The following is a 26,035-nucleotide window of genomic DNA, read 5'->3' on the forward strand; positions in this document are numbered from 1 at the left end:
GGAGTCAGGAGTCAGGAGTCAGGAGTCAGGAGTCAGGAGTCAGGAGTCAGGAGTAGGGAGTAACTTTCTCGAAACTCTCGATTTTTTCCCGAAACTAGCTCCTCTCTATTATTTCCCACTCCCCATCTCCCCCATCTCCCTCACCTCCCCCACCTCCCCCACCTCCCCCACCCTCAACCACAGAAAAATTGTTGAATTCCGTAAAAGGTCAATTTATGTCGGAATCTCCCTCGATCGAGACGGGCGCGGACGGTACGAAGCGGCTCCCCGATAGGCCGACGCTCGGTTTGTGTATCTGCACGATGAACCGGCCGGAGGAACTAGAGAATTGTTTGCAAAGTATTTTCCGGGGGGAAGAATTGCCGGACGGGATTCTGGTGAGCGATGACAGTCCGGACGGGACCGCGACGCGCGCCGTGGTTTCCCGCTATCCGGACGCGATCTACCGAGAGGGGCCGCGTCGGGGGTTGGGAGCGAATCGTAACGCCTGTATCCAACACGCGAGCGCCGATTATCTCCTATTTCTCGACGATGACACGCGGGTGTCCCCGGATTTCCCGCGGACGGCGCGAGAGGCGATCGCTTCCGCCGAACCGAACACGGTCATCACGGGCTATGAAATCAAACACGAGCGGGAAAGCGCCCGGAAAGTCACCCCTCACAATCTCGATTTTTGGGGATTCCAACGGTTGCCGGTGGAGGGAGAGTATCGATCGATCGTCATTAACGCGACGATTTTCCCCCGGAGTCTTTTCGGGGTAGCCCGGTTTGACGAGCGGTTACGGTACGGTTCGGAAGAGATCGATATGGCCCACCACGCGGTCTCTCTCGGCTACCGGATCGTTTACGACGATCGCTTGCACGTCCATCATTATCCCTCCCCGACCAATCGATCGGAATACGATCGCTATATCCACGCCTCCCGTCTGTACGCGACGGCCAAATCTTACTGGCGCTACGAGCGATCGATCCCGAAAACCCTCGCCTATCTATTCCTCGCCCCCCCGCACCTACTGGGTAGCGCGCTCAAAAAAGGGGACGGAAAGAGCTTCCGGGATTCCTGGCGTTCGATCGTCCTCGCCAGTCAATATCTTTTCAACTATCTCCAGACATAGACCTCGTATGCCGAAGGTATTGTATTTGATTCTCGCTCACGGGAATCCCGAACAGTTATTACGGTTGGTCAAAGCGCTCCGAACGGGAAGTTCCCGATCGCCGATCCTGATTCACTATGATTTCCATCATTCCCGGTATCCTTTCGATCCCGAGGTGTTCGAGCGGTTCGAGAACGCGCGCGTTTTGAGAGATCCCGTCGCCGTCGAGTGGGGGGGGTTCTCGCTCGTCGAAGCGATCCTGCACGGGATGGAGCGCGCGATCGCCGGCGGCCCGGATTTCGATTGGGTGAGCGTGTTATCCGCGCAGGATTACCCGATCCAACCGATCGATCGGATCGAGCGCTTTTTACAAGATACCGATCGCGATGGATTCCTGGAGTATTTTCGGGCGGACGATCCCCCGGAAATCCCTTCGGAATTCGGTTTACGGTGGTTAAAAAAGACCGGGATAGAGCGTTATTACTATCAATACCGACCCCTACCTTCCACGACCCCGAGAATCCTGAAAAGGCTTTTCTTTCACCTCGATCGTCTCACCGAATGGCAACCCTTTTTTCGGTTTCCGATCGCGCGAGGGGAGGTTTTTTACGGGACGAGATCCCCGCGCCCCCCGTTTGATAGAACGTTTCAATGTTACGCCGGCTCTAGTTGGTTCACCATCTCCCGAGAGTGCGTTCTCTATCTTTTAGAATTCGCGCGGAAAAATCCCGATCTCGCGGAGTATTATCGGCGGACACTACATTCCGACGAATCTTTCTTTCAAACGGTACTAATTAACTCTCGAAAATTCAATATCGTTAACGATAATCTACGTTTTATCCCGTGGAATCGCGCGAGTAGTTCCCATCCCTCGATCTTACAAATTCAAGATCTCGATCGACTGCTCGCCTCGGGAAAACATTTCGCCCGTAAATTCGATCTAGCGGTGGACGAGCAGATTCTCGACGCGCTCGATCGGGAACTGGCGAGCGATCGGATCGTTTCCGAAATCTAAATCAGGAGTTAGGAGTTAACGTCAGTTCGGGATCGGAATTTGACGATTTTTCGGTGAGAAGCCGAGTTTTATTCGGGGGACTAGCCCCCCGAACCCCCCACCGGTGGAGGGGTGCCTCCCCCGGACCCCCTGCACAAGGCCACGCGCGACCTCACCGCGAGTTGACAAGATTTCGGGATGACTCGAATGAGAGGATCTCGATTCTGGCTTATCCCGAATTGACGTAGGAGTTAGGAGAAAAATGAAGAATATTATCGATAATTTTTTTAGAGAAATCTATCGATCTTGTTTGTATAATTCTGGTTTTTGAGGTTTTGATTTTTCAAAAACAAATCGCGCGAGCAACCTTGGCAATCCTCTTAAAATCTCTCCGAATTATGAAAATCTGTATTGTGACCCGTAGCGTGATCGAGGGCGACGGGCAGGGACGGGCGAACTACGAGATCGCCCGCGAGGCACTCCGACGGGGCTATCCGGTCACGTTGGTGGCGACGGACGTGGCCCCCGATTTACAACAAGATCCCCGGATCGATTGGGTGTATATACCGGTCGAGAGATATCCCACCCAACTACTCAGTAGTTTGGTATTCTCGCGAAAAAGTAGCGATTGGCTCCGGGAACACGGCCGGGAATTCGATATCGTGCAAGCTTACGGCGCGGTCACGTCCGTCGGGGTCGATGTCAATACCGTCCAATTCGTTCACTCGGCCTGGATGAAGTCCCCCTCGCACATCTCCCGCGTTCGCCGGGATCTGTACGGGGTGTATCAGTGGCTCTATACCGCCCTGAACGCTTACTGGGAAAAGCGAGCGTTCGATCGCTCCCGATCGATCGTGGCCGTTTCGGGCAAAATCAAAGGGGATTTACTCGATATCGGGGTTCGATCCGAAAAAATCCGCGTGATCCTCAACGGGGCCGATCTAGACCAGTTCTCGCCGGGAGAGCGCGATCGTCGCGCCCTGGGATTACCCCCGGATGTTCCGCTCGCCCTATTCGTCGGCGATATCCGCACCAACCGGAAAAATCTCGACACGGTACTGCGGGCGCTCGTCGGGGTTCCCGATCTGCATCTGGCGGTGGGGGGTTCGATCGCCGGCAGTCCCTATCCCGCGCTCGCGGAACGGTTGGGGGTGAGCGATCGGGTGCATTTTCTCGATTTCCGGCGCGATGTGGCGGATCTGATGAAAGCGGCGGATCTGTTCGTTTTTCCCTCGCGTTACGAGGCCTGTACCCTCGTTTTACTGGAAGCGATGGCCAGCGGACTCCCGGCGATCACCGCGATCAGCGCCGGGGGGTCGGAGATCGTGACCCCGGATTGCGGGGTGGTTCTGACGGATTCCGAGGATGTGGGCGCTTTAACCCGCGCGATGGCCGAGTTGGCCCGCGATCCGGAACGGAGAGAGCGAATGGGACGGAGAGCGAGGGAGATCGCGGAACAACATAGCTGGACGGGGAAAGCCCGTGATTACGTCGATCTGTTCGAGGAGTTGGCGAAGTGTTGACCATTAGCGTTCTCGTTCCTACCTACCGTCGCCCGCGGGAGTTGGAACGTTGTCTAGAAGCTCTGAAACGGCAATCCCGACCGGCCGATGAGGTGATCGTGGTAGTCCGCGATAGCGATCGAGAGACGGCGGCTTTTTTCGCGATTTTTGACCCCGGTTCTCTCCCCCTCCAGATCCTGACGATCGATCGGGCCGGACAGGTGGCCTCGTTGAACGCGGGTCTGGAAAAAGCTCGCGGGGAGATTATCGCGATCACCGACGATGACGCGGCCCCGCGCCCGCGATGGCTGGAATCGATCGAGGCGCACTTTCTCGCGGACGAGCGACTGGGGGGAGTGGGCGGCCGCGATTGGGTGTACACCGGAGACCGGCTAGAGGTGGGAACCCGCGCTCTGGTCGGTCGTGTTTGGTGGTTCGGACGGGCGGAGGGAAACCATCATCTGGGAGCGGGGGAACCTCGGGAAGTGGATCTCCTCAAGGGAGCGAATATGAGTTACCGGCGATCGGCGATCGGCGATATCCGCTTCGATGAACGCCTGAAAGGTACGGGAGCGCAGGTTTATAACGATATGGCGTTTAGTTTCGCGGTCCAGCGAGCGGGATGGAAACTGGTGTACGATCCCGCGGTGGAGGTGGATCACAAGGCGGCGGATCGGTTCGACGAGGATAAACGGGGCGGTTATAGTGACCTCGCGACCGCGAATTTAGTCCATAACGAAACGCTCGTCCTTCTGGAATATTTACCCCCCCTACGGCGCGTCGTTTTCCTGATCTGGGCGATCTCGATCGGGACCCGGCCGGCCCCCGGTTTTCTCCAGGCTCTCCGACTTCTGCCGATCGAGGGAACGATCGCGGGAAGACGGCTCCTCGCTTCCCTACGCGGCCGCCGGCAGGGGTGGCGAACGTGGCGGAATTCTCTATAGCACTAGGCGATCGGCGATCGGCAAAAGTCAGCCGTGACCACTGTTTTTTCGAGAGAGTAGAGAATACTAACCGGAAATCTAGCGTTACTTCGGTCTAAAAACTATATCTAAAGACAATAAACAATGACCCGATCTTTCCAGGGAGATCCTTCTCCAGATTCTCGCGATCCCTTCGTTTCTTCCCGCCTACAAAAGAAGATAGCGTGGATAGCGATCCTGGGGTTAATCCCGATCACGGCGCTCGGAATTTTCGCGAGTCATCCCATTTTTAGGCTCGTTTTTCCCCTCGCGTGTTTTGTCGTGGGAATCTTATTGTATCAGAAATACCCGCCACTTTATGTCGGGTTTACCTGGTGGATCTGGTTTTTAACCCCTCTGGTTCGGCGGCTCATCGATTATCGCGTCGGTTACGAGGATCAAAGTCTTGTTTTAATGGCTCCTTTCCTCGTCACGCTAATCTGTTTCCCGAGCTTTTTCCGTTATCTTTTTACCGGCTACCCCTACCGTCCGGGAAGCCTACCTTTCATTCTCGGGTTCGCGGGAATCGTGTATAGTTTTCTGCTCGGATTGGCGGGGGGGTTAGAGCGTGGCTTCACGCTCCAGATCGTTCGGATGCCGATCGAGTGGTTAAGTCCTCTGATCTTCGGATTCTATCTCTTTTCTAAATGGCGGGAATATCCTCAATTTAAAAAAACGATCGAGCGGACTTTTTTTTGGGGGGCGTTCGCGATCGGGATCTACGGTTTAGTACAATTCTGTCTATTACCTCCCTGGGATTTACTCTGGCAGGAAAATGCTCTAAAGCTAGGCTTCGGGAACGTGGGAACCCCCGCCCCCCTTCTCCTGAATGTTTGGAGTACGCTGAATTCACCGGGGGCATTGGCGAATGTCATGATCGCTTGTCTCCTGTTACTATTTAACCATAAAAATGTCTTGCGGATTCCCCTAGCGATTGTTTGTATTCTCCTGCTTTTACTGTCCGACAATCGCACCGCGTGGGGAAGTTTCGTCGTGGGGTGTATTCTCCTGATCGGAAGCTTAAAATCCCATCTACAAATCCGAATTATTTTAATCGCGCTGGTTATCCTCCTTTCGGCGATCCCTCTGGTAGCGATGGAACCGTTCGCGAGTAAAATTTCCGAGCGGTTTCAAACCTTATCGAACGTTAAGGAAGATAATAGTTTTCAAGCAAGACAGGAGCTTTACGATCATCTGCTCGATCGAGCTTTGATCAACCCGATCGGGTACGGGATGACCAGTTTAGAACTCGCCGATAGCGGTGTTCTAGTCGTGTTTTACGAGATGGGATGGCTCGGCGCGGCCTTCTATGTTGGCGGCTATATCTCGATGTTCCTGAATCTATTCCAAAACTCTCGCGTTAGAGCCGATGCTTTTCTCGTTGCCTCTCGCGCCGTCAGCGTGTCCTTGTTCGTGATGATTCCCAACGGGAATAGTTTAACCGCGATGCCGGGGGTAATGCTCTGGAGTTTCGCGGGAATAGCGATCGCGGGAAATCAATACTATCTAGCGCGCTCGATCGAGGCGAAAAAATCACTCGAAAATTCCCCCCCGCTCCTTGCCTATCGAATTTCCCGAAACGGGACAGACTCCCCCGAAACGGGAGAGGGAACCCGATAGAGCACTCTTCTTTTCCCCGCTAGAAAAAAACATCGAAACCGACCCCTATTTCGAGGAGATTTCACGAAAATGGAAATTAGATACGAGCGATTTTCTCGCGCCTGGGATGACTATTCTACCGTGTTGGAAGAACTAGCGAGTTCACCGAATGCCCGCAAGATTTGCGAGGTGGGAGGTGGGGCGAATCCGTTTTTCTCGTTGGATTTCGTCGATCGACAACAATTAGACTACGCGATTTTAGATATTTCCGCCGAAGAATTGAAGAAAGCTCCCGATGGCTACCGGAAACTTCAAGGCGATGTAGGAAGCCCGAAGTTCGATTTACCCGGCCAATACGATCTGATCTTCAGTATGCAACTAGCCGAACATATCGAGAACGGGATCGATTTTCATAAAAATATTCACGGTCTTCTCAAAAAAGGAGCCTACGCTTTTCACTTTTTCCCCACCCTTTACGCGCCTCCTTTTATCCTCAATCGTTTTCTACCTTCCTCGCTCTCGGGTAATCTATTACTATGGCATTCTCCCGATCGGGTGAAAGAGGGAAATCGGGGTAAATTTCCCGCGTATTATAGCTGGTGTCTCGGGCCGGTCAAAAGTCAGATCGATCGACTGGAAAATTTAGGCTACGAGGTAGAACGATATGTTGGATTTTTCGGCCACGACTACTATCAGAAATGGAAGCCATTCCACGCCTTATCTAACCTGACCGCCTCTATCCTCTTGAACTATCCGGTTCCGATACTCACGAGTTACGCTTATGTTTTACTCCGCAAGAAATAAAATCGATCGCCCCGCCTTTTTTCCGAAACACGAGCGGGCGATCGCTTCAAAAATCGTATCGAGAACTCGGAAAAAGTAAGTCCGAAGCCCGCGCTTTCAACCGAACTATAATTTTCCGCCTCTCGAATCTTCCGCTCGCCAATTCTTATAAAAATCTAACAACATTTATGCGAAATTTGCCCTCGGTCGCGATCTGTATTCCGACCTTTAATCAAGCTCAATACCTGCCGATTTCCGTGGGCAGTGCCTGTCAACAAATCTATCCGAATATTGAAGTATGGGTATCCGATGACGCGAGTACCGATGACACCCCGGAAGTGATGGATCGCTTGTGTGAACAATTCCCCCAAGCTCACTACTATCGACAGCCGAAAAATTTAGGGATGGTCGGTAATAATAATTGGCTCTTACGTCAACTGAAAGCCGAATTTATTGTCCGAATCGATTCCGATGATTTTTTACTACCGAACTACGTGGAGCGATTGGTGGATTTACTCCAAAAATACCCGGACGCGGGGTACGCTCACACTGCGGTATGGGAAATCGACGAGCGCGGAGAGAAACAGGGCGTTCGTCAATTAGCTAGAATCGAAGAATTTAGAGAGGCCGACAAAGAATTAAGAGCGGCAGTATCCGGGTTCCGGATGACGGCTAATATCGCGATGTTTCGCTCGAAAGCCCTGCAACGGTTAAATTTTTATCAAGGGAGACCCGAATTTACCCAGGATTACGATTTAATTGTCCGAATGGCGGACGCGGGTTACGGGAATGTTTACACGAGCGAGATTCTCGCCGGTTATCGAGTCTGGACCGATACCGAACTCATTCGACCGAGACGGAAAAGAGTGGAGTTACAGGGGATGATCCGGGTTTACGAGGAAAGTTTACTGACCGCTTTTCAAAAACGCGGCTGGGATACCAAATTCATCGAACAACAACGGCAGAAATTAGCGTTGAATCACGCCGCTTTCTGCTATAATCCTTTCTTTTCGGAAGCGGAACGATCGGAATTAATCGAGCTTTTACAAGAGTTGGGGGATTCGCCCGCGCTACAAATTCGTTTATGGACGATGCGCCTGGGTCTCGCTCCTTTTTGGGAATGGCAATATCAAACGCTCTTAAAGCTAAAAGCTCTCGTTAAGTTTTGGTTGCATAAATTATCGATAACCAAGGACAATTATCGATTTAATTTTAATCACCAAAAATAATTTCAATTGTTTTAAGGTAAACGCCGTGATCCTTTCATTCTCGTGGTGAACTCGTGAACCCAAAAATATAAATCTTACCAAAAGATAGCGAAAGAATTCTCTCGTCGCTGTTCTTTTGATGTCCTCTAAAAAATATGGATCACCCCGATGAAATTGATGTATTTTATTAACGGTAGCGAGGCGAGCGCCGCCGGGATTCGCGCCCGCTCTCTCGCGCGCTGGCTTCCCCCGGATTGGCAGATCCGATTTCTCTATCGATCGACCCCGAAATGGAAAAGTATTCTCCCTTTTCTAGACGCGGCCCGACAATTCCGACCGGATATCATCTATGTCATGGATACGGCCTATACCGGCGTGTTAGCCGCTTACGCCGCGAAAAAACTCTTCGGTTGTAAATTTCTCACCGACACGGGCGACGCGGCCTATGAACTGGCGCGTTCCGCGGGGACGTATTCGCGGACTCAATTAACGTTAATCCGCGCGATCGAGGAGTTGGCGACGCGGGAATCGGACTACCTGATCGTGCGGGGAAGCTATCACGAAGATTGGTTGAGAAAACAAGGGATCGAGAAAGTCGAGTTTATTCCCGACGGGGTGGATACGGGGGAAGTCGAACCGGTGGACACGACCGAATTCAAGCGGGAACTCGGTCTGGAGAAAGCGCGGCTCGTGGTGGGGATGGTGGGAACGATGGAATGGTCGGCGCGACATCGGATGTGCTACGGCTGGGATATCGTCGAGGCGCTGACCTTCCTGCGGGATCTGCCGATTCACGCGTTACTGGTGGGCGATGGTAACGGCCGGGCGATTTTAGAAGAGCGGGCGCGGGAGTTGGGAGTGAGCGATCGAATCGTCTTTACCGGTCGCGTTCGGTACGAGGAGCTACCCCGCTATCTCTCGCTCATGGACGCGTGCGTGTCCACCCAGTCCAACGATCGGGTCGGTATGGTCCGAACCACGGGAAAACTGCCCCTCTATCTCGCTTTCGGTAAATACGTGATCGCCACCGACGTGGGCGAGGCCCGGCGGGTTCTACCGGGAATCGGTTGTCTTCTCCCCTACGAGGGAGTTCGCGACGATACCCATCCGGCGCGGTTGGCGGCCCGTTTGCGGGAAGCGCTCGATCGACCGGAACGGTTAGCGGTCGCGGAAGCGGCCCGTCGGGTCGCGAGAGAGAATTTCGATTACCCGATGTTAGCGTCACGCGTGGAAAAAGTCTGTCGCGATCTGGTTCGCGAGTGAATTGATATGAACGATCTCCCTTCGGCGGCCCGCATTTCCTGTATCGGGATCGGTTGGTTTCCCCGCTCTCCGGGGGGACTCGATCGCTACGTCTACGAACTGACCCATCATCTGGCGAGAGAAGGCGACGCGGTGGAATTATGCGGGGTGGGGCTACCGGATACCCCGCTCGATACCCCGGTGAAACTGACCGATCTCGCCGCTCCCGATCGCCCCCTCTGGCAGAGATACCGCTCGGCCCGGGCGAATTTCCGCCCCGTGTCCGGCCGGGTGGACGCGATTAACGCCCATTTCGCCCTCTACAGTTTCCCCCTATTGGACGAGTTCCCCCGCGAGATCCCGGTAACGTTCACCTTTCACGGGCCCTGGGCGCTGGAAAGTCAACGCGAGGGAGCGGGACGGCTCGAAGTTCTCGTCAAGGAATGGATCGAACGGGCGGTCTACCGGCACTGCGATCGATTTCTCGTTCTCAGTAAAGCCTTCGGCGCGATCCTCCACGAGCGCTACCGGGTTCCCGCTCGCAAGATCCACGTCATTCCGGGGGGAGTGGATACCGATCGATTCCGGCTCGACCGGTCCCGCGAGCAGGCCCGTCAATTATTGAACTGGCCGCTCGATCGATATATTCTCTTCACCCCCCGTCGTCTCGTGCGGCGAATGGGTCTCGATACCCTCCTCAACGCCCTCGCCGGAATGAGAGCGCGCTACCCCGACCTCTGGCTGGCGATCGCCGGGAAAGGCCCCGCCCGCGCCGATCTAGAGCGTCAAACGCGGGAATTATCCCTAGAAAATCACGTCCGTTTCCTCGGCTATGTACCGGAGGAACAACTATCGATCGCCTATCAGGCCGCCGATCTAACCGTTCTGCCCAGTCAATCCCTCGAAGGGTTCGGTCTGGTTCTCGTGGAATCCCTCGCCTGTGGTACTCCCGTACTCTGCACGCCGATCGGCGGGATGCCGGAAGTGATCGCCGGTTTCTCCCCCGAATCGATCACCGTTTCGGCGAGCGCCACGGCGATCGCGGCGCGGCTGACGGCTTTCCTGGACGGGGAGATCGCCCTACCGTCGCGGGAATCGTGCCGGGAACACGCGGTCGCCAATTTTAGCTGGACGAACATCGCGCCGCGGGTACGGCAGGTTCTGCTCGCCCCGAAATTTTCCTAAATCGCCCCCGACGCGCTCTACCATCGATCGCCTATCCCGATGAAAATTCTCTTTCTCGATCAGAGCGGACAGTTAGGGGGGGCCGAACTCTGTTTAGCGGATCTGGCCGCTTTTTACGGCGATCGCTGTTCGGTCGGTTTACTCGCGGACGGAACCTTTAGAACGTTTTTAGAACATAGGGGGATAGCCGTTCGCGTTCTCCACGATCGCCCGATCGCGGTTCGTAAGGATAGCGGTTGGCTACGGGGCATCACCGGCGGCCTGTCCCTGTTGCCGACGTTTCTTAAAACCGCCCGACTCGCCCAAAAACACGATCTTCTCTACGCGAATACCCCGAAAGCCCTGATCGCGGGATCGATCGCCGCCTCTCTCGCCCGTCGTCCCCTGATCTACCATCTCCACGATATCCTGAGCGCCGAACACTTCAGTCCCGCGAACCGCGCGGCGATCGTCGCGCTGGCGAATCGTTTCGCCTCCCTGGTGATCGCCAATTCCCGCGCCACGGAAACGGCTTTTCGCGAGGCCGGGGGAAAGGTCGATCGGGTGGCGGTGGTGTATAACGGGTTCGATCCGGGACGGTACGAGGTTCCCGACGCGGAAATCACCCGATTACGGCGAGAGATCGCCCCGGACGGACAGTTTATCGTCGGGCATTTTAGCCGGTTATCTCCCTGGAAAGGACAGGATGTACTATTGGACGCGCTCGCCCGCTGTCCGGAAGAGACGATCGCCCTCTTCATCGGCTCGGCACTGTTCGGCGAGGATGAGTACGTGAATCGATTACACGAGCGGGTTTCGCGTCTGGGGCTGGAAAAACGGGTTAAATTCCTGGGATTCCGGGAGGATATCCCGCGTTTAATGGCGATCTGCGATCTGATCGCCCACACCTCGACCGCGCCGGAACCTTTCGGCCGGGTGATCGTGGAGGGAATGCTCGCCGGTCGCCCGGTCGTGGCGGCCGCGGCGGGTGGGGCGATCGAGTTAGTCCAACACGACGAGACGGGGTGGCTAGTTCCCCCGCGCGATCCGGAGAAACTCGCGGAAACGATCTCGCTGTGCTATCACCGTCCGGATCTCGCGGGAGCGATCGCCCGACGGGCGCGGGTTCACGCCTCGCGACAGTTCGATCGGACCGCGATTAACCGACAGATCGATCGACTGCTCGATCGGGTCTCGCGAACTTTTTACCCTTAATTTTCGGCGGTACGGGTAAACGTATCCGTCCATCTTTTCCCCGCTCTTTACGATCGGCGATTTTTACCCTCGATCGATCCCCCCGTACCTCATCGTTTCCCCAAAAAGCGGTCTCGCCGATTATCGCCAAATCCTCACCCTCTTTCTAATTCAAAAATTTAAAAGTCATGAAAACACTTTCAATAAGATCGATCAATTCAGAAGTCTTTTTTAGGCTTTTATTTGTTGCCTTACTATTCGTCGCCGCGCTAATCACGATCAGCCAAATTATTTCCAATTATTATAATTACGGCGCGGAGTCAATTAATTTTGTCTCCCTGTCGCGGCTCTCTCGCTCTCAAGTTTACGTGAGCGATATAACCGAACTGCCTTTATTGATCAGTTCCTATAGCCCGATGTTATTCGGCTTGTTATACCCTCTACTTAAAATATTCGGCTTACAGACCATCCCGGAAGTTGTTTCGCTCGGGAGGATCTTTATCTTATTCCTATTCTTGCTCTTTCTAGCGATCGAGAATTTTTTCTTTAAAAAATATTTTCCAAAATACTACAATCTAGGAATATTTCTCTTCTCCTCGCTCTGGTTTTTTGTATTATTTCCAGGAGACATTCTCTCGTTAAAACCGGATTTCCTCGCTTTCCTTTTTGAATTTTTAGCCTTTGCCTATTTTTACCGAGCGTATTTCGAGTTACCGAAAAAACCGATCGATTTTTATCTATCACCGATCTTCGCCGGTTTTGCCGTCGCCGCTAAACTCAACACGCTGGGAGTCTTTTTCGGAATCGTAACGTTTCTAATCGCGGTCAGAAAATTTAAAGGTGCGTTACTATACAGCCTCGTAACTACCGCGACCGTCCTTTGCTTTTTTCTGATTTTCTCTTGGCAGTTAGGAGAAAGATTTATTACTGGAGTTCTCGTCAGTACAAAGACCATCCCCCCTCTCGGAATCGATCTCGTAAATCAGATTGTTAGCCTACCTCAAAAAGTCTTCTATCCTTACGTTCTCTTTTATTTACTGGTCGCGATCGGATTATGGATTCTTTTTAAGGATAATGTTCAAAAAAGCCTGCTCTTTGGTTCTTGTTTGGGAGCCTCTTTTCTCCTGGCCACTATGGGACAGGTCAAGGTGGGCGCGTTTTTAAATTATTATTTTGGCTTTTTTACCCTCGCCCTCATCCCGGTATCGATCGCGATAAAATATCTTTTCCAAGCGGAAAGGTCGAGTTTTTTAATCCGACCTTTACAGATCGTACTGGCTTTCTATATTCTCTTCAATATCTTGCAGGCTTTACTATTCCCCGGCGCGGTCTTTTTAAATTTCCTCAAAAATTATCCCTATGAAGAAGCACGAGCTTATATTCAAGAAAACTATCCCGATGGCTACGTGTATACCGCGGAATCGGATCATCCTGCCCCCTTACACTTTTTAGATAGAACCCTCCTCGGTCCCTGGGCGGAAACACAACTCAATATTGTCCCCGCTTTCCATCACTATATTCCCGTGATTCGAGAGAAGTTGTCACGATACCGTTTTTCCGTAGCGGTCAAACTAGGCTCCGGATGTGAAAATTGGCGACCGTCCGGGATTTTCTTCGAGGAAACAAAGCACCTCGAACATTTGCAGAAAAAAATCAAGAAAATTTGTATTTTTAGCGATCGCTAAAAATTTTCTCTTTTAAATTCTTCGCGCGGGCGAAGGAGAAATTTAGAAAGAGAGAGCGACTTTCTCGATTCTAGCGGTAGTAATCCCATTTTTCAAAAAACCAGACAGACTTCCCGGTACGGGGAGAAGGTTAACGGGGAAAGGGAAAAGGTAGACGGGATCGGCCTTTCCCCTTTTCCCTTTATAAATTCAGCCGAGAATTCCTATGAAAAATTCCATGATTTTAGTCGTCGGTGGGGCGGGCTATATCGGTTCCCATGTCGTTTTAGCCTTACAAGAAGCGGGTTATCCGGTACTGGTTCTCGATAATCTCGTCTACGGTCATCGGGATCTGGTGGAAGAGGTTTTACGGGCGAAGTTAGTGATCGGGGATATCGGCGATCGATCCCTGTTGAGAGATGTCTTCGCGACCTATCCGATCGGGGCGGTTCTGCATTTTGCCGCTTACGCCTATGTCGGGGAATCGGCGATCGATCCGGGAAAATACTATCGCAATAATGTCGCCAATACCGTCACCCTTTTAGAGGCGATGAGAGAGGCCGGGGTCGATCGACTCGTCTTTTCCTCCACCTGCGCGACCTACGGTATCCCCGACCTCGTGCCGATCCCCGAAAACCATCCCCAACAGCCGATCAACCCTTACGGGGCTAGTAAATGGATGGTAGAACGAATCCTCGCCGATTATCACGCCGCTTATCGCTTAAATTACGTCTGTTTCCGCTATTTTAACGCGGCGGGAGCCGATCCCGAGGGAAGGCTCGGCGAGGATCACGACCCGGAAACGCACCTGATCCCCCTCGTCCTCCAAACCGCGTTGGGACAGCGGGACGCGGCGCGGGTTTTCGGAACCGATTACCCCACCCCCGACGGGACCTGTATTCGCGATTTTATTCACGTTCGCGATCTGGCCGACGCGCACGTCGCCGGTTTGGAATATTTACTCCGCGGCGGCGAGAGTACGGTGTTTAATTTGGGGAACGGGAACGGTTTCTCCGTCCGGCAGGTGATCGACACCGCCCGACGGGTGACGGGAAAATCGATCCCGGTGGTGGAGAGTCCCCGTCGTCCCGGCGATCCGCCGATTCTGGTGGGAGAGGCGGACAAGGCGCGGCTGGTTTTGGGATGGACTCCCCACTATAGCGATCTCGAATCGATCGTCACTCACGCCTGGCGGTGGCACTGTCAGCGTCACGGGTGATCGAGCGGCGTTTTCCCCCGCTAGAGTGGATTCGAGGCCGGAAAATCCCGGTTCCTCGGTTCCCCCTCCCGCTCACGTTTTTTTAGAGTCTTATTTAGTTTCGATCCGATCGCTATCTTCTGTCCAAGTATTGGTAGATTTTACCAATATTCTCCCTCCCGAGATACGTCTTACGGGGGATCTTTTAAAAACCAGTGTCGAAAGATAGATGATCTTTTTTTTCACCTTTCGGTGCTAGGGTGATCGACCGTAACCATCTACACCTAGCCTCCGATGATTTATCTCTCTATTTCGATCGCTAGATCCCCTTAGCGATCGGGAGATTTACGGTGAAAGAAAAGAACGATCGAACCTCGATTCAATCCGTTCTCGCGAGACCCGCTCCCGTAAATCTATGCAAATTGTCGCCCCTGAATGCCCGAAGTTCGACGCTTTCGCCCGCCCCCCCGCGATCGTATCGACACGCGCGCGCTCGAAGAAACGAATTCTATCCGAACATCCTATGAATCCTGAATCCGCGACAGTAGCGGGAGATCTCTCCTCCTCGCCGAATAGTCTTGTCTTCTTGTCACCTACCGTCAAAGATCCCAACGATCTCCTATCCGCCGTCTCCCCCGACTCGAAAGTGTTCACGCTCGATTCCGGGCGCGATAGTGTCGAGCAGATTAGCGAGATTCTAGCGAAATATCACGATATTTCTAGCGTGAATATCCTCTCTCACGGGGAGCCGGGAACGCTCGATCTAGGGGCGACGCGCCTGAATACCGAGAATCTCGGCCGGTATCGAGACTCGATCGCCGGTTGGTCGAAATCCTTGACCGATTCCGCCGATATCCTGCTCTACGGTTGCAATATCGCCAGCGGGGAGCCGGGACCGGCCTTCGCCAACGCCCTAGCCACCCTCACCGGGGCCGACGTGGCGGCTTCCGACGATCTCACCGGGAACCCGCTCCTCGGCGGTAACTGGACGCTGGAGTTCCAGACCGGCCCGATCGAGGCGAAACCCCTACAGGCTAACGCTTACGGTTCCATCCTGCACGACGATTTCACGGAATTTCTCGATAAATTCAACCGCACCCATACCGCGGTCAAAGACGGTTCCTGGTTCGATCCCGCCACCTGGGGGGGGAAAGTTCCCGAGAGCGAGGCCGGCGTGTATATTCCCGAGGGAAGAACCGTTCTCTACAACGGGGAAAGTACCGCGCGCCTGAAAACCGTCCGGGTCGATGGGGCCTTAAATTTCGCGACCGATAAAAATAGTAGTCTGCTCGTGGACACGCTGGCGATCGCCCCGACCGGAAAATTAACGATCGGTACGGCCAATAACCCCGTTCAAGCCGATAAAACCGTCAATATCACCTTCCGGAGCGATACCCCGATCGATACCTCGATCGATACCAAACAATACGGGAAAGGATTGGTCAGCCACGGACAGGTAGAGATTAACGGGGCCGATAAACTCGATTACGTCTCCCTCGAAGGGGACGCGCGCGCCGGCTCTCGGGAACTCGTGTTAAGCCAGGCCCCGACCGGCTGGAAAGTCGGCGATCGAATTACCCTCGGCGGAACCTCCGTCAATCAGGACGGCAAACACACCGATAACACCCGTTTTCAGGATGAAGTCCTCACCATCACCTCGATTAACGGCAACCGGATCGGCTTTACCAACAACGATATCTCCTCCGGGGACAAAGCCGTTCTCCGCTTCGATCACCTGCGGCCCGAGAAATACGTCAAGGACTACAATCTGAAACTCTACGTCGCCAACACCAGCCGGAACGTGGCTTTCCAAAGCGAGGGGGGCGTGAATACCCCCATCCCGGAAAGAGGTCACGTCATGTTCATGGATAACCCGAGCGTGACGGTCAACAACGCCGGATTCTATAACCTGGGACGCACCGATAAAAGTCGGCCGATCGATGACATTGGCACCAATATCAACGGGAGCGCCGGCGGGGGAACCAACATTCGCGGTCGTTATCCCCTCCACATTCACCGAACGGGATCGGACGATATCAACGGTACCGCCGTCCATCTCTCCGGTAACGCGATCGTCGGGAGTCCGGGGTGGGGGATCGCGCAACACGATAGTAACGCGATCTTGGAAAACAACGTCGTTTTCGACGTGTTCGGCGCGGGGATTATGTCCGAGGCCGGAACCGAACTCGGCGCGTGGCGGAACAACATCACGATGAAAACCAAAGACGCGACCCCCGGAGAGTTTAACCCCGCCGAGGAAAGTCTCCAACTCAACTATGACATGGGACAGGAAGGCGATGGTTACTGGGTACAGGGAGCCGGACCCGGACTAGAGATCACCAATAACGTGGCGGTTAGTGCCGAGGGGGCCGGGATCGACTTCCACCAGTCCCGTTTCCCCGACCCCCGAGATAAGGCCGAACCGGGAGCCGCCAAGTTCGCGGTGAAGAATTTAGCGCCCGAACTCCGATCGAGCCTGAGTCAGCTAGGCTTAACCGAGGTGGATATCGAAGCCCTGCCGATCCGGAAATTCTCCAATTTTGAAACCTATAACTCCCGGATGGGGATGCACCTGTACTCGATCTCCCGCAACGTGGACGGGCAAGGGGCCGGGGATAATATGCACCACTATCAACTCGCCCTGAAAGAACGCTCTCGCGTGGAAAATTATAAACTCTGGAATATCTACTCTTCCGGGATTCTCCAGGCGTACTCCAGTCAGGTCGATCACGTGAACGGTTTGATCGTGGGAACCGACAGAGGTTCCACCAATTTCGGGATCTACGGGAATTCCTCGACGGTCAACCAACTCTACGATAATGTTCGGATCGAAAACTTCAGCACGGGAATGCGAGTGCCGGGGGACAATAAAACCGAAGCGCCGATCACGAATCCCGTTTCTCCTTCCCGCTTGGTCAACAGTTTTCTCGACAACGCCACGAATTTCTCGAATTTCGAGAGCCGGAACGTGCCGGATCAGGGATACCGATACCCGGACTATTTCCAGATCGTCAACACCACCTTCGCGAACTCGCCGGATAACGTCGCCCCGACGGCGAAATTTACTTCCCGAGCGGCCGGGGGCCGGGCCGTCACCCTCGACGCGAGCGGGTCCTTCGATCCGGACGCGGGAGTACCCACCGATACCTCGAACCAATCGATCGCCGCTTACGGTTGGGATTTCAACAACGACGGTAAAATCGACCAATTCGGCCGTCAGGTTAGCCATTTCTTCCCGGATCTCGGTGATAAAACCGTAACCCTGACCGTCTGGGACGAGAAAGGGAAAACCTCGACCGTATCGGCGACCGTTAACGTGGCGGAAACGGCCTACGACAATTTAATCGTCGATGGAGACTTTAGCGCCTCTTCCCCGTTTAATAAGGACGGTAGACCTTATCAAGAAGGGGTGAAAGATATCCTTTCCAATGCCTCCGCCGGTTACGGGTGGATCTCCCAACAGAGTCCGAACGATTCGAGTTATTGGAATCGGGCCGACGGGACGGCGGTACTGAACGGATACTCGGTCGGCAGTGGCGAGGGAGCGGAGGGGGCCTTGGGTCAGGTGATTTACGATGACTCGATCCGTCGCGGCCAACAACAGTTAAATTTCTCGGTGAAAAATACCGAGGGAACCGACGGCAATCCGAACAAGTTGACCCTGAAAGTCTGGGGGATTAACGGACAGTTTAAATGGGATAACGAGGGTCCCCATCAATTCGAGACCCTGCCCGCGCCGAGCGTTACCAAGTTAGCCGAGCGAACCGTCGGGGGAACCACCCAAGATTGGACGGACGTGAACCAGGCGATCGATTTCGGCAACGGCTATCAATTCATCCTCGTGCAGGTCGTCCCGGAAAATGTCGATCTAAACGAGGGGGATTCTCTCGCGATCGATAATCTCTCGATCGCCGGAGCCTCGGCCACCACCGCGTCCACGGCCACCATCAGCCACACCATCGCCGCCGCGACCGCCAGCCTTCCCGAAGGCAACAGCGGCGCGCGACCCCTCACCTTCACCGTCAACCGCACCGGGGAACTGACCAAGGCCAGTAGCGTCCACTACACGATCGGCGGGACGGCGGGCAACGGCAGTGATTACAACGGCATCGGCGGCACGAGCGGGGCGACCGGGCTGACGGGTACGGTGAACTTCGCCGCCAACGAAACCAGCAAGACGATCACCGTGAACGTCCTCGGCGATACGCTGGTAGAACCGGACGAAACGATTCAGATCACCCTCGACAAGCCCGCGGCCACCGGCGCCACGGCGAAGATCGCCACCGCTTCCGCGACCACCACGATCCGGAACGATGATACCGCGGCGACTCCTGCGGGAACGGGAAAAGGCCTTCGGGGTCAATACTTCGATAACAAAGACTTCACCGATTTAAAGCTGACCCGTACCGACGAGAGCGTGGATTTCAAATGGGGGACCGGTTCACCCGATCGACTCCTCGGCGCGGACACCTTCTCGACGCGCTGGACGGGCAAGGTACAACCGATGTATAACGAGGCGTACAAATTCCACGTCACCGGGGACGACGGGGTACGGCTCTGGGTCAACAACCAGCTAGTCATCGACGCTTTCCGAGACCAACCGGCGACCGAGTACGCGAGCGCGCCCATCCTGTTACAAGCCGGTCAACTCTACGATATCCGTTTGGACTACTACGAGAACAAAGGGAACGCGACCGCCCGTTTAGGCTGGTCTAGCGCCTCTCAAGCCAAACAAATTATCCCCAAATCGAGATTATACTCGTAGGCTACCGATCCGAACCGGTTAGCCGGGTTCGATCGAGCATCGAACCGGGAACAAGCGTGGGAAATATCGATCGATCTCTCGGCATCTATCTGGAGATCGATCTTTTTTATCTCGGGGTCTCGATGAAACAGCCGGCTATCAAGGGAGACGAACAACTCCCCCCGAAAGCGGCCCGGAAACTCGGGGTCTCCGCCAACGTGAGAGCCGATAGCGCCGGCCGGGAGTCCAGTGACACCTGTTTTTGCTCCCACGATCGGACTTTCTGGCGCGCGGTATCGAAAATTCGCTCGTAATTGCCGATCCGGATCTGGTAGGAAGTTTTCGGATCGAGCGCTTTCCAGAGGGGCGCGTAATCCTGGTAGGTTTTTAAATAGGCCGCTTCCGTTTTCGGGGCTACCGCGTCCGAGCCGAACAGGAATCGATCGGGGTATTTATTCAGAAGGTTCGCCCACGCTCGGGTGGTTTCCGGGTCTTTAATCACGTATTTCGCCACTTCATCCCAGGAAATATCGAAAACTACGTTATTGTAAGCCGGATCGCTCAAGATTTCCGCTAGATACTGTAAATGTTCCGGTCGGGGCGATATGGTGCGGCCTAGCCCCGTGTGCGCCCAGATAATCGTCGTTTTCGGGTGCGATCGGAATAAAGTTTTCAGATCGTCCAGATAGGCCGGTCGCGGGCCCGGCGCCGGTCGATTCGTGTCGATATCGCAGTGGATCAGCACCGCCAAGCCGATATCGCCCGCGAGCGAGAAAACGCGATTTAACGCCTCGTTTTTCAAGCTGGCCGTGTGTCCCGCTACTTTCGGACTGACGAACTCTTTATGAATCGTGAACTCGCCGATACCCGAAAAAACGCCGGGATAGATTTTCAGGACGCGTTTAATATGATCGGTCGCGTACATATCGGTGGGATTGAAACCGGTGATCATCGGGTCGAACCGTTTCCTCTGCTCCGGCGAGAGTTTCAGGTATTCGGTCGCGACGATCGCGTCCACGAAGGAGTAGTAATACAGTTCCGTATCCGAGAGTAGATAGTAATCCGGGCTTCGATCGCCATCGACGAAATAATCCCATTTCTGCTGGAGGGGAATGCCGAAAATCGCCACCCTACCCACCTTATCGCCCATCAGTTTCAGAAATTCCCCGATCGGGATACCCTCTTGAATGTAATTATCGAGATGGAAATGCACGTCATTCATGAGAACGCTATCCTGGTTCTCCCGCGGGTTCGCGTCACTTCTCGCCACGGTGGAAGATACGGGGAGAAGGGCGATCGAGGTGAGAGCGGAAGCGAGAAAAATTCGATAGAACTTCGATTTCAACATTCCGAAGGCTCCTTGCAGTCTTAAGCACCGAAAACGGCGAATATTTGCCACGAACATCGAATATTAGTCAGTCCGTCGCCATCGATCACCGGGACATTCCCGGCCCGCGAACGGCGAGGACGGGGGATCTCCCGATCGCTCCCGTAAACCCAATGAAAGATGAGAAAGAATATATCTTTCGGGCGATGATTCATTATATCCGCCCTAAATTGCCATCAAGACGCTTGAATTAGGAAAAATTCATCTTGTAAAACAAATATTCATACCGCCGAACGAGGGTTCACCCCCGCGAGCGCGGAAATTAACCGTTGATTCTCCGCCTCGGTACGGACGGCGACGCGAAAGTAATGCTCGCCGAGTTCCGGAAAGCTCAGACAATCGCGGATCAGAATCCGATGGTTCTTTAACAGGAATTCCTGGATAGGAAGACAGGAAGAATCCGATCGAACCAGGAGAAAATTCGCGACGCTCTCGAAAGGATACAAGCCGGGAAAACCCGCTAACGCTTGAAATAACCGCTCTCGCGTCGGCGCCAACCAGTTCCAAGCGCGTTGTTGGAAATCGGTATCCCGGAGACAGGCGATCGAGGCGACGGCCGCGAGGGTATTCACCGGCCAGGGATCGCGCCACTCGCGCCATTTCGCGAGACGATCGGGACGCGAGAGCGCGTAACCCAGCCGTAACCCCGGCAAGCTATAAAATTTGGTTAGGGAACGTAAAATGACCAGGTTCGGATATTTTTCCAGCAGGGGAATACAGGTTTCCTGACGTTCCGGCGGCAAAAAATCCATGAACGCCTCATCGATCACCACCAAATCGAAGCGATCGAGAAACGGTTCGATTTCCCGCGCCGTCCAGAGTTTCCCCGTCGGGTTGTGAGGGTTATTGAGAAGAAGTCCTCCCCCGGAAACGTCCGAGAGAGCGAGCGCCGCGAGATCGAGCGGATGCTCCCGCGTTCTCGCGCCGAAACCGTTTAACGCGCGCCGGTAATCCGCGAAAAAAGGAGCGAGTAGATGGGTGGTCGATCGTTCCGCGAGTTCCCGTCCCGCCCAGGTGAGTAGTTCCGCCACCCCGTTCCCCGGTAAGATCCACTCGATCGGTAGATCGTGATAGCGGGCGAGGGCGGTACACAGTTCTCGATAGGCCGGATCGGGATAGCGGACGAGCGAGTTCAGATGATCGCGAATGGCGGCCAGCGCGCTTTCCGGCGGGCCGAGAGGATTGATACTCGCCGAAAAATCGAGGATCGAGGAAGTGGGACAGCCCGCCAACGAGGCCGCCCAATCGAGATTCCCTCCGTGTTTCGGTCTAGTCAAAGGATGTACGGCGATCGAGACTCGCGCCCGCTTATTTGGGAGCGACTTTATCTTTGAACAGTTTCCCCGCGGAGAAAGCGGGAACTCTCGTGGCGGGGATTTCCATTTTATCGCCCGTTTTCGGGTTGCGTCCCTCCCGGGCCTGGCGTTCGCGAGCCTCGAAAGAGCCGAAGCCCACGAGCGTTACCTTATCTCCCTCGGAAACGGCATCGATGATCGTCTCGATAGCGGCGGTGAGAACGGCATCCGCTTGTTTTTTCGTGACCGAAGCCTTCTGAGCGATCTGATCGACTAATTCACCTTTATTCATTCGTTAACTCCTTAGTTTTGCCAGTTTTTCTGAGGTTCGTTTTTTTTCGCGAGCGAGTCGCTCGGGTTAGGTAGACGAAGCTATCCGGATTTAGATCCCGAAAGAATGGCTCAAATCCTGATAGGCTATGTGTTCCACTGCATTATTCTAAGCGCGATCCGTCCCGAAGGGAATCGCCGAAACCTTTAATTTATATGGATTCGCTCAATTTTTCACCCCCGCGCGGCATAGACCGGGAGATAAATCGGTACACGGGCGAGAGAAAACCCGATAAAAAGAGATATAATCGTATTCAAGGCGTTAAAAACCGATTTCACCCGAATATGTTCGAGAAGATCTACGAAAACGATTCCCCGATAATTGCCAGATTTTCGGGGGATTTTCGGGCTAGAGCCGTTAAAAAAGTTTACTGAAGCGAGTTTTCGTGAAAAATTTCCCCTCTTTCGGTCGGGGATTTTTATCCCCCCTGGAACTTATGATGTTTAAAAAGATTCAAAAAAGCAGGATTTAACTGGAAAGTTCGGTATCACTGTATATTCAGCGACAGAATCGCATGGTCATTTACTGCTATACCCTGGCCGGCCTAGGTAGGAGCTTGAGACGTTCACTGTTCATAACTTTTCTGGCAGGGATCGCGATTGTCTGCGGCATCGTACCGGAATTTTCTCGGTCTACGGCTCGACTTTGCTTTAACTCGTCCGCTTACACGCAGGATGTCACGGATGTCCAGATCAGAAGCTACGCTCGATCGGTCTTGGCGATCGAGGAAAAACGCCAACAGGCCTTTCAGGCGATATCCCGTATTTTAGGCAAAAATCCCCCTCAAATCGCCTGTGATCGCCGGGATAGTTTCCAGGCGCTCCCCGACGACGCGCGGAGGATCGCCGTAGATTACTGTAACACCTCGAAAAAAATCGTCGAGAATAGCGGCCTCACCCCCGCTCAATTCAACGCCATCACCGCCCGAGTTCGATCGGACGCGAACTTCAAAAAACGGGTTCAAGAGGAAATGATCCGGATTCAACGCTCGAAAAAGTAGAAAAAGTTCGGTAATTTCCCCGCGAGCCTCGGGGACGGGGATAGAATAAAAATGTTTTGCCCGGCCCTCGAATCTTTCGCTTTCATGCTAACCTTTACCGAGCGTCTCCCCCCCCGCGATACCGCCAGTCTTCCCCCCCCGTCCGCCGTTCTTTTCAGTCTTTCCCTCACGGCCGGAGAGCGCGCCCGCAGTCGCTACCGTCTGGAAAGTCCCGAGGGTTTCGCGCTCTGTTTCCGTTTGCCCCGCGGCACGATTCTCCAGGACGGCGATTTTGTCCGGGCGGAAAACGGCGAGATCGTGCAGATCTTCGCCAAACCCGAACCCGTGATCACCGTTACCGCCCATTCCCCCCATTTACTCCTGAAAGCCGCCTATCACCTGGGCAACCGTCACGTCGAACTAGAGATCGCGCCCGATTATCTACGTCTCGCCCCCGATCCCGTCCTCCAGGCGATGCTAGAGGGCTTAGGGCTGGAAATTACCGAGGAAATCGCCCCTTTTAAGCCGGAGATCGGCGCGTACCAACATTACCACGAACTCGAAGAAAGCGGACGCGGACAGGATTAGGAGGCAGGAGGCAGGAGTCAGGAGGCAGGAGTCAGGAGGCAGGAGGCAGGAGGCAAGAGAAAGATTTTAGGGTGGATTACGCTCCGCTAATCTACCAAAAAGACACAATTTCCCGAATTCGAGTTTTTAAATTGAGCGAAAATTTACTTGACAAAAAAGAAATTCTATGCTTATTGCAGTTAGCCAGTTCTACCCTTCCCGTCGGGGCCTATAGTTACTCCGAGGGATTGGAAACGCTGGTAGAACGGGGTGTGATAAGCGGCGCGGAGACGTTGGGCGATTGGTTAGGTCGATCGCTCGCGCGCGGTTCGATCCGCGTGGAAACGGCGGTTTTACGGCGAGTTTATCATTGTTTTCGCGCCGGGGATCTGGCCGGGGTGACGCGGTGGGATGCCTGGCTATCGGCGACGCGGGAAACGGCGGAATTACGGCAACAGAGCGCGCAGATGGGTCGATCGCTTTTAAAATTATCGATCGAGCTACACCCGGATTTAACCGTACCCTTCGCCGACGGGTGTAACTACGCCACCGCGTTCGCCATCGCCGCGGTAACTTGGGAAATTTCCGAGGAAACGGCGATTTTAGGCTATCTTCAGAGTTGGGCGAGCAACCTGATCACCGCGGGAGTCCGGACGATTCCCCTCGGACAAACCGCCGGACAATCGGTGTTATTAAAATTACAACCGCGTTTACTCCGGGCTACCGAGGAGATTTTACAACTGCCGGACGATCGCTTAGAAAGTTGGAGTTGGGGCTTGAGTTTAGCGAGTATCGCCCACGAAACCCAGTATAGTCGTCTATTTCGTAGTTAAGGACGGGGGCGATCGCTTTCGTGGAGATGGCGGGAGATCGATCGAGTAAAATGAACGTATTCGGACGGGATAAAAAACGATGGATACGGTAGTTTTAAATCTAGATTCGGTGAATCTGACAGACGATCAATTTTATTCTCTCTGTCAGGTCAATGAAACTTGGAAGCTAGAACGGAACGCGAGGGGAGAACTTTTAATTATGCCACCGATCGGCGGAAAAAGCGGACAGAGAGAAGCTGACTTGATCGCGGATGTTACGCTCTGGAATCGTCAGAGTAACGCGGGCAAGGTGTTTAGTTCCTCGACAATTTTTCGCTTACCGAATGGAGGCGATCGATCGCCCGATGTAGCGTGGATTCGACGGGAAAGATGGGAAGCGTTGAGCGAAGAGGAACAGGAAAAATTTCCGCCTTTATGTCCCGATTTCGCGATCGAGTTACGTTCGCGAACGGATTCTCTAGAAGCTTTGCGGGAGAAAATGCGCGAATATCTGGCGAGCGGTTTACGATTGGGTTGGTTGATTAACCTGCGACAACAACAGGTAGAGATCTACCGGCCGGATCGATCGATAGAAACGCTCGATTTACCCGCGACGTTATCGGGAGAGGAAGTTTTACCCGGATTCGTTCTGGAACTACCGAGATTTTCTTGAATTTTCCTCGCTTGCTTAACCCGAACTGACGGTTAATTACGAGAAAATTCTACCGGGGTTCGTTCTGGAACTGCCGAGGTTTTCGTGAATTTTACTCGCTATCGACGATCTCGAACCCGATCGATCTCTCTTTCCGAAAGTCATACGTGAAGTGATCGACGACATTCGTATCGCTTAATTCGAGATTATAAAAATCGATAAATTCTTCATCGAATAACGGGCCGGCGTGCCAGGTTCCCACTTCTAATTTAATAAAACAATCCCCCGGAATCCGAAAAACGGTCAATCGATCGAGATCCGGTTCCGGACTTTCTGACGGTGGCGCGACCCCCATAAACCATTCTTTTCCCCCCAGAGAACCGAGACACTGAGTACACTGACTATGACGGGTAATCCGGGAAAATTTCCGCCCCCGCGTGTGTAAACGCATGATATAAAAACGCGGTGTCCCCCGGTTCAATTCGAGGCGAGCGTCCTCGTTATCGAAGGGTTTTCCGTCCTCGGAGGGCGCGATCAACTGTCCGTAGGGACGGAAATCCTCGACGGTAATCGGTCGCGCCGGAATCAGTTGGAGATCGATCGATGGATTCATAAAATTACAACCTCCCGTTACAACATCTTCCAACGCGACGCGCTAGAAACC

Annotated in this window: 23 protein-coding genes; 18 read left to right on the forward strand and 5 right to left on the reverse strand. The window is 53.9% G+C overall.

Annotated elements, in window-relative coordinates; all coding sequences use genetic code 11:
- The 14 genes from V0288_RS02185 to V0288_RS02250 all read left to right on the forward strand — a co-directional run.
- Window positions 1–274, forward strand: a 274-nt coding sequence (locus V0288_RS02185; RefSeq protein WP_332863371.1) for a hypothetical protein, incomplete at its 5' end; no start/stop codon positions are given.
- Window positions 216–1,115, forward strand: coding sequence for a glycosyltransferase family 2 protein (locus V0288_RS02190; protein WP_332863372.1), 900 nt, complete (start codon window positions 216–218; stop codon window positions 1,113–1,115). The genes V0288_RS02185 and V0288_RS02190, both read left to right, overlap by 59 nt.
- 7 nt (window positions 1,116–1,122) lie before the next feature.
- A complete protein-coding gene (locus V0288_RS02195) occupies window positions 1,123–2,109 on the forward strand; it encodes a beta-1,6-N-acetylglucosaminyltransferase (protein ID WP_332863373.1) in 987 nt (328 codons plus the stop codon).
- Between the two features lie 377 nt (window positions 2,110–2,486).
- A complete protein-coding gene (locus tag V0288_RS02200; protein WP_332863374.1) occupies window positions 2,487–3,611 on the forward strand; it encodes a glycosyltransferase family 4 protein in 1,125 nt (374 codons plus the stop codon).
- Window positions 3,605–4,534, forward strand: coding sequence for a glycosyltransferase family 2 protein (locus V0288_RS02205; RefSeq protein ID WP_332863375.1), 930 nt, complete (start codon window positions 3,605–3,607; stop codon window positions 4,532–4,534). Before V0288_RS02200 ends, V0288_RS02205 begins: the two co-directional genes overlap by 7 nt.
- 123 nt (window positions 4,535–4,657) lie before the next feature.
- Window positions 4,658–6,172, forward strand: coding sequence for an O-antigen ligase family protein (locus tag V0288_RS02210; RefSeq protein WP_332863376.1), 1,515 nt, complete (start codon window positions 4,658–4,660; stop codon window positions 6,170–6,172).
- Window positions 6,173–6,241: 69 nt separating this feature from the next.
- A complete protein-coding gene (locus V0288_RS02215; RefSeq protein WP_332863377.1) occupies window positions 6,242–6,955 on the forward strand; it encodes a class I SAM-dependent methyltransferase in 714 nt (237 codons plus the stop codon).
- Window positions 6,956–7,122: 167 nt separating this feature from the next.
- Window positions 7,123–8,163: a glycosyltransferase family 2 protein gene (locus V0288_RS02220; RefSeq protein ID WP_332863378.1), complete on the forward strand. Its 1,041-nt coding sequence runs from the start codon at window positions 7,123–7,125 to the stop codon at window positions 8,161–8,163.
- Between the two features lie 147 nt (window positions 8,164–8,310).
- Window positions 8,311–9,405: a glycosyltransferase gene (locus V0288_RS02225; protein ID WP_332863379.1), complete on the forward strand. Its 1,095-nt coding sequence runs from the start codon at window positions 8,311–8,313 to the stop codon at window positions 9,403–9,405.
- 6 nt (window positions 9,406–9,411) lie between these two features.
- Complete coding sequence (locus V0288_RS02230; RefSeq protein WP_332863380.1) at window positions 9,412–10,569, forward strand: glycosyltransferase family 4 protein; 1,158 nt, start codon at window positions 9,412–9,414, stop codon at window positions 10,567–10,569.
- Between the two features lie 39 nt (window positions 10,570–10,608).
- On the forward strand, window positions 10,609–11,763 hold the full coding sequence (locus V0288_RS02235) for a glycosyltransferase (RefSeq protein ID WP_332863381.1): 1,155 nt from the start codon (window positions 10,609–10,611) through the stop codon (window positions 11,761–11,763).
- 347 nt (window positions 11,764–12,110) lie between these two features.
- Window positions 12,111–13,427, forward strand: coding sequence for a hypothetical protein (locus tag V0288_RS02240; protein ID WP_332863382.1), 1,317 nt, complete (start codon window positions 12,111–12,113; stop codon window positions 13,425–13,427).
- A gap of 205 nt (window positions 13,428–13,632) precedes the next feature.
- The gene (gene galE / locus V0288_RS02245) at window positions 13,633–14,625 is read left to right on the forward strand and encodes a UDP-glucose 4-epimerase GalE (RefSeq protein ID WP_332863383.1); all 993 of its coding nucleotides are present in this window, start codon (window positions 13,633–13,635) and stop codon (window positions 14,623–14,625) included.
- Between the two features lie 502 nt (window positions 14,626–15,127).
- Window positions 15,128–19,369: a DUF4347 domain-containing protein gene (locus V0288_RS02250; protein ID WP_332863384.1), complete on the forward strand. Its 4,242-nt coding sequence runs from the start codon at window positions 15,128–15,130 to the stop codon at window positions 19,367–19,369.
- Between the two features lie 106 nt (window positions 19,370–19,475).
- On the opposite strand, the gene V0288_RS02255 is transcribed toward V0288_RS02250, so the two are convergent.
- The 4 genes from V0288_RS02255 to V0288_RS02270 all read right to left on the reverse strand — a co-directional run bounded on the left by V0288_RS02255 (window position 19,476) and on the right by V0288_RS02270 (window position 22,322).
- Entirely contained in the window at window positions 19,476–20,696 is a 1,221-nt protein-coding gene (locus V0288_RS02255) for an amidohydrolase family protein (RefSeq protein ID WP_332863385.1), read from the reverse strand.
- Window positions 20,697–20,716: 20 nt separating this feature from the next.
- Window positions 20,717–20,890 (reverse strand): hypothetical protein, encoded by a 174-nt coding sequence (locus V0288_RS02260; RefSeq protein WP_332863386.1) that lies wholly within the window; start codon window positions 20,888–20,890, stop codon window positions 20,717–20,719.
- Between the two features lie 66 nt (window positions 20,891–20,956).
- Complete coding sequence (gene cobD, locus V0288_RS02265; RefSeq protein ID WP_332863387.1) at window positions 20,957–22,012, reverse strand: threonine-phosphate decarboxylase CobD; 1,056 nt, start codon at window positions 22,010–22,012, stop codon at window positions 20,957–20,959.
- A 31-nt stretch (window positions 22,013–22,043) separates the two neighbouring features.
- On the reverse strand, window positions 22,044–22,322 hold the full coding sequence (locus V0288_RS02270) for an HU family DNA-binding protein (RefSeq protein WP_332863388.1): 279 nt from the start codon (window positions 22,320–22,322) through the stop codon (window positions 22,044–22,046).
- Window positions 22,323–22,917: 595 nt separating this feature from the next.
- On the opposite strand from V0288_RS02270, the gene V0288_RS02275 reads away from it, so the two are divergent.
- The 4 genes from V0288_RS02275 to V0288_RS02290 all read left to right on the forward strand — a co-directional run bounded on the left by V0288_RS02275 (window position 22,918) and on the right by V0288_RS02290 (window position 25,392).
- Entirely contained in the window at window positions 22,918–23,361 is a 444-nt protein-coding gene (locus tag V0288_RS02275; RefSeq protein ID WP_332863389.1) for a DUF4168 domain-containing protein, read from the forward strand.
- An 84-nt stretch (window positions 23,362–23,445) separates the two neighbouring features.
- Window positions 23,446–23,928: an urease accessory protein UreE gene (gene ureE / locus V0288_RS02280; protein WP_422661879.1), complete on the forward strand. Its 483-nt coding sequence runs from the start codon at window positions 23,446–23,448 to the stop codon at window positions 23,926–23,928.
- A 131-nt stretch (window positions 23,929–24,059) separates the two neighbouring features.
- Entirely contained in the window at window positions 24,060–24,740 is a 681-nt protein-coding gene (locus V0288_RS02285; protein WP_332863391.1) for an urease accessory protein UreF, read from the forward strand.
- A 79-nt stretch (window positions 24,741–24,819) separates the two neighbouring features.
- Window positions 24,820–25,392, forward strand: a complete 573-nt coding sequence (locus tag V0288_RS02290) for a Uma2 family endonuclease (protein WP_332863392.1) — start codon at window positions 24,820–24,822, stop codon at window positions 25,390–25,392.
- Window positions 25,393–25,483: 91 nt separating this feature from the next.
- Here V0288_RS02290 and V0288_RS02295 read toward each other — a convergent pair whose 3' ends face one another.
- Window positions 25,484–25,984, reverse strand: a complete 501-nt coding sequence (locus tag V0288_RS02295; protein WP_332863393.1) for an ureidoglycolate lyase — start codon at window positions 25,982–25,984, stop codon at window positions 25,484–25,486.
- Window positions 25,985–26,035 lie beyond the last annotated feature (51 nt).

The sequence above is a fragment of the Pannus brasiliensis CCIBt3594 genome (genome assembly GCF_036688125.1).
Classification (GTDB): Bacteria; Cyanobacteriota; Cyanobacteriia; order Cyanobacteriales; family Microcystaceae; genus Pannus; species Pannus brasiliensis.

Excerpts from the sequence above, each read along its gene's own strand:
- V0288_RS02190 (WP_332863372.1), top strand. The coding sequence starts at position 216 with ATGTCGGAATCTCCCTCGATCGAGACGGGCGCGGACGGTACGAAGCGG.
- V0288_RS02195 (WP_332863373.1), top strand. The coding sequence starts at position 1,123 with ATGCCGAAGGTATTGTATTTGATTCTCGCTCACGGGAATCCCGAACAG.
- V0288_RS02200 (WP_332863374.1), top strand. The coding sequence starts at position 2,487 with ATGAAAATCTGTATTGTGACCCGTAGCGTGATCGAGGGCGACGGGCAG.
- V0288_RS02210 (WP_332863376.1), top strand. The coding sequence starts at position 4,658 with ATGACCCGATCTTTCCAGGGAGATCCTTCTCCAGATTCTCGCGATCCC.
- V0288_RS02215 (WP_332863377.1), top strand. The coding sequence starts at position 6,242 with ATGGAAATTAGATACGAGCGATTTTCTCGCGCCTGGGATGACTATTCT.
- V0288_RS02220 (WP_332863378.1), top strand. The coding sequence starts at position 7,123 with ATGCGAAATTTGCCCTCGGTCGCGATCTGTATTCCGACCTTTAATCAA.
- V0288_RS02225 (WP_332863379.1), top strand. The coding sequence starts at position 8,311 with ATGAAATTGATGTATTTTATTAACGGTAGCGAGGCGAGCGCCGCCGGG.
- V0288_RS02230 (WP_332863380.1), top strand. The coding sequence starts at position 9,412 with ATGAACGATCTCCCTTCGGCGGCCCGCATTTCCTGTATCGGGATCGGT.
- V0288_RS02235 (WP_332863381.1), top strand. The coding sequence starts at position 10,609 with ATGAAAATTCTCTTTCTCGATCAGAGCGGACAGTTAGGGGGGGCCGAA.
- galE (WP_332863383.1), top strand. The coding sequence starts at position 13,633 with ATGAAAAATTCCATGATTTTAGTCGTCGGTGGGGCGGGCTATATCGGT.
- V0288_RS02250 (WP_332863384.1), top strand. The coding sequence starts at position 15,128 with ATGAATCCTGAATCCGCGACAGTAGCGGGAGATCTCTCCTCCTCGCCG.
- V0288_RS02255 (WP_332863385.1), bottom strand. The coding sequence starts at position 20,696 with ATGTTGAAATCGAAGTTCTATCGAATTTTTCTCGCTTCCGCTCTCACC.
- V0288_RS02260 (WP_332863386.1), bottom strand. The coding sequence starts at position 20,890 with ATGAATCATCGCCCGAAAGATATATTCTTTCTCATCTTTCATTGGGTT.
- V0288_RS02270 (WP_332863388.1), bottom strand. The coding sequence starts at position 22,322 with ATGAATAAAGGTGAATTAGTCGATCAGATCGCTCAGAAGGCTTCGGTC.
- ureE (WP_422661879.1), top strand. The coding sequence starts at position 23,446 with ATGCTAACCTTTACCGAGCGTCTCCCCCCCCGCGATACCGCCAGTCTT.
- V0288_RS02290 (WP_332863392.1), top strand. The coding sequence starts at position 24,820 with ATGGATACGGTAGTTTTAAATCTAGATTCGGTGAATCTGACAGACGAT.
- V0288_RS02295 (WP_332863393.1), bottom strand. The coding sequence starts at position 25,984 with ATGAATCCATCGATCGATCTCCAACTGATTCCGGCGCGACCGATTACC.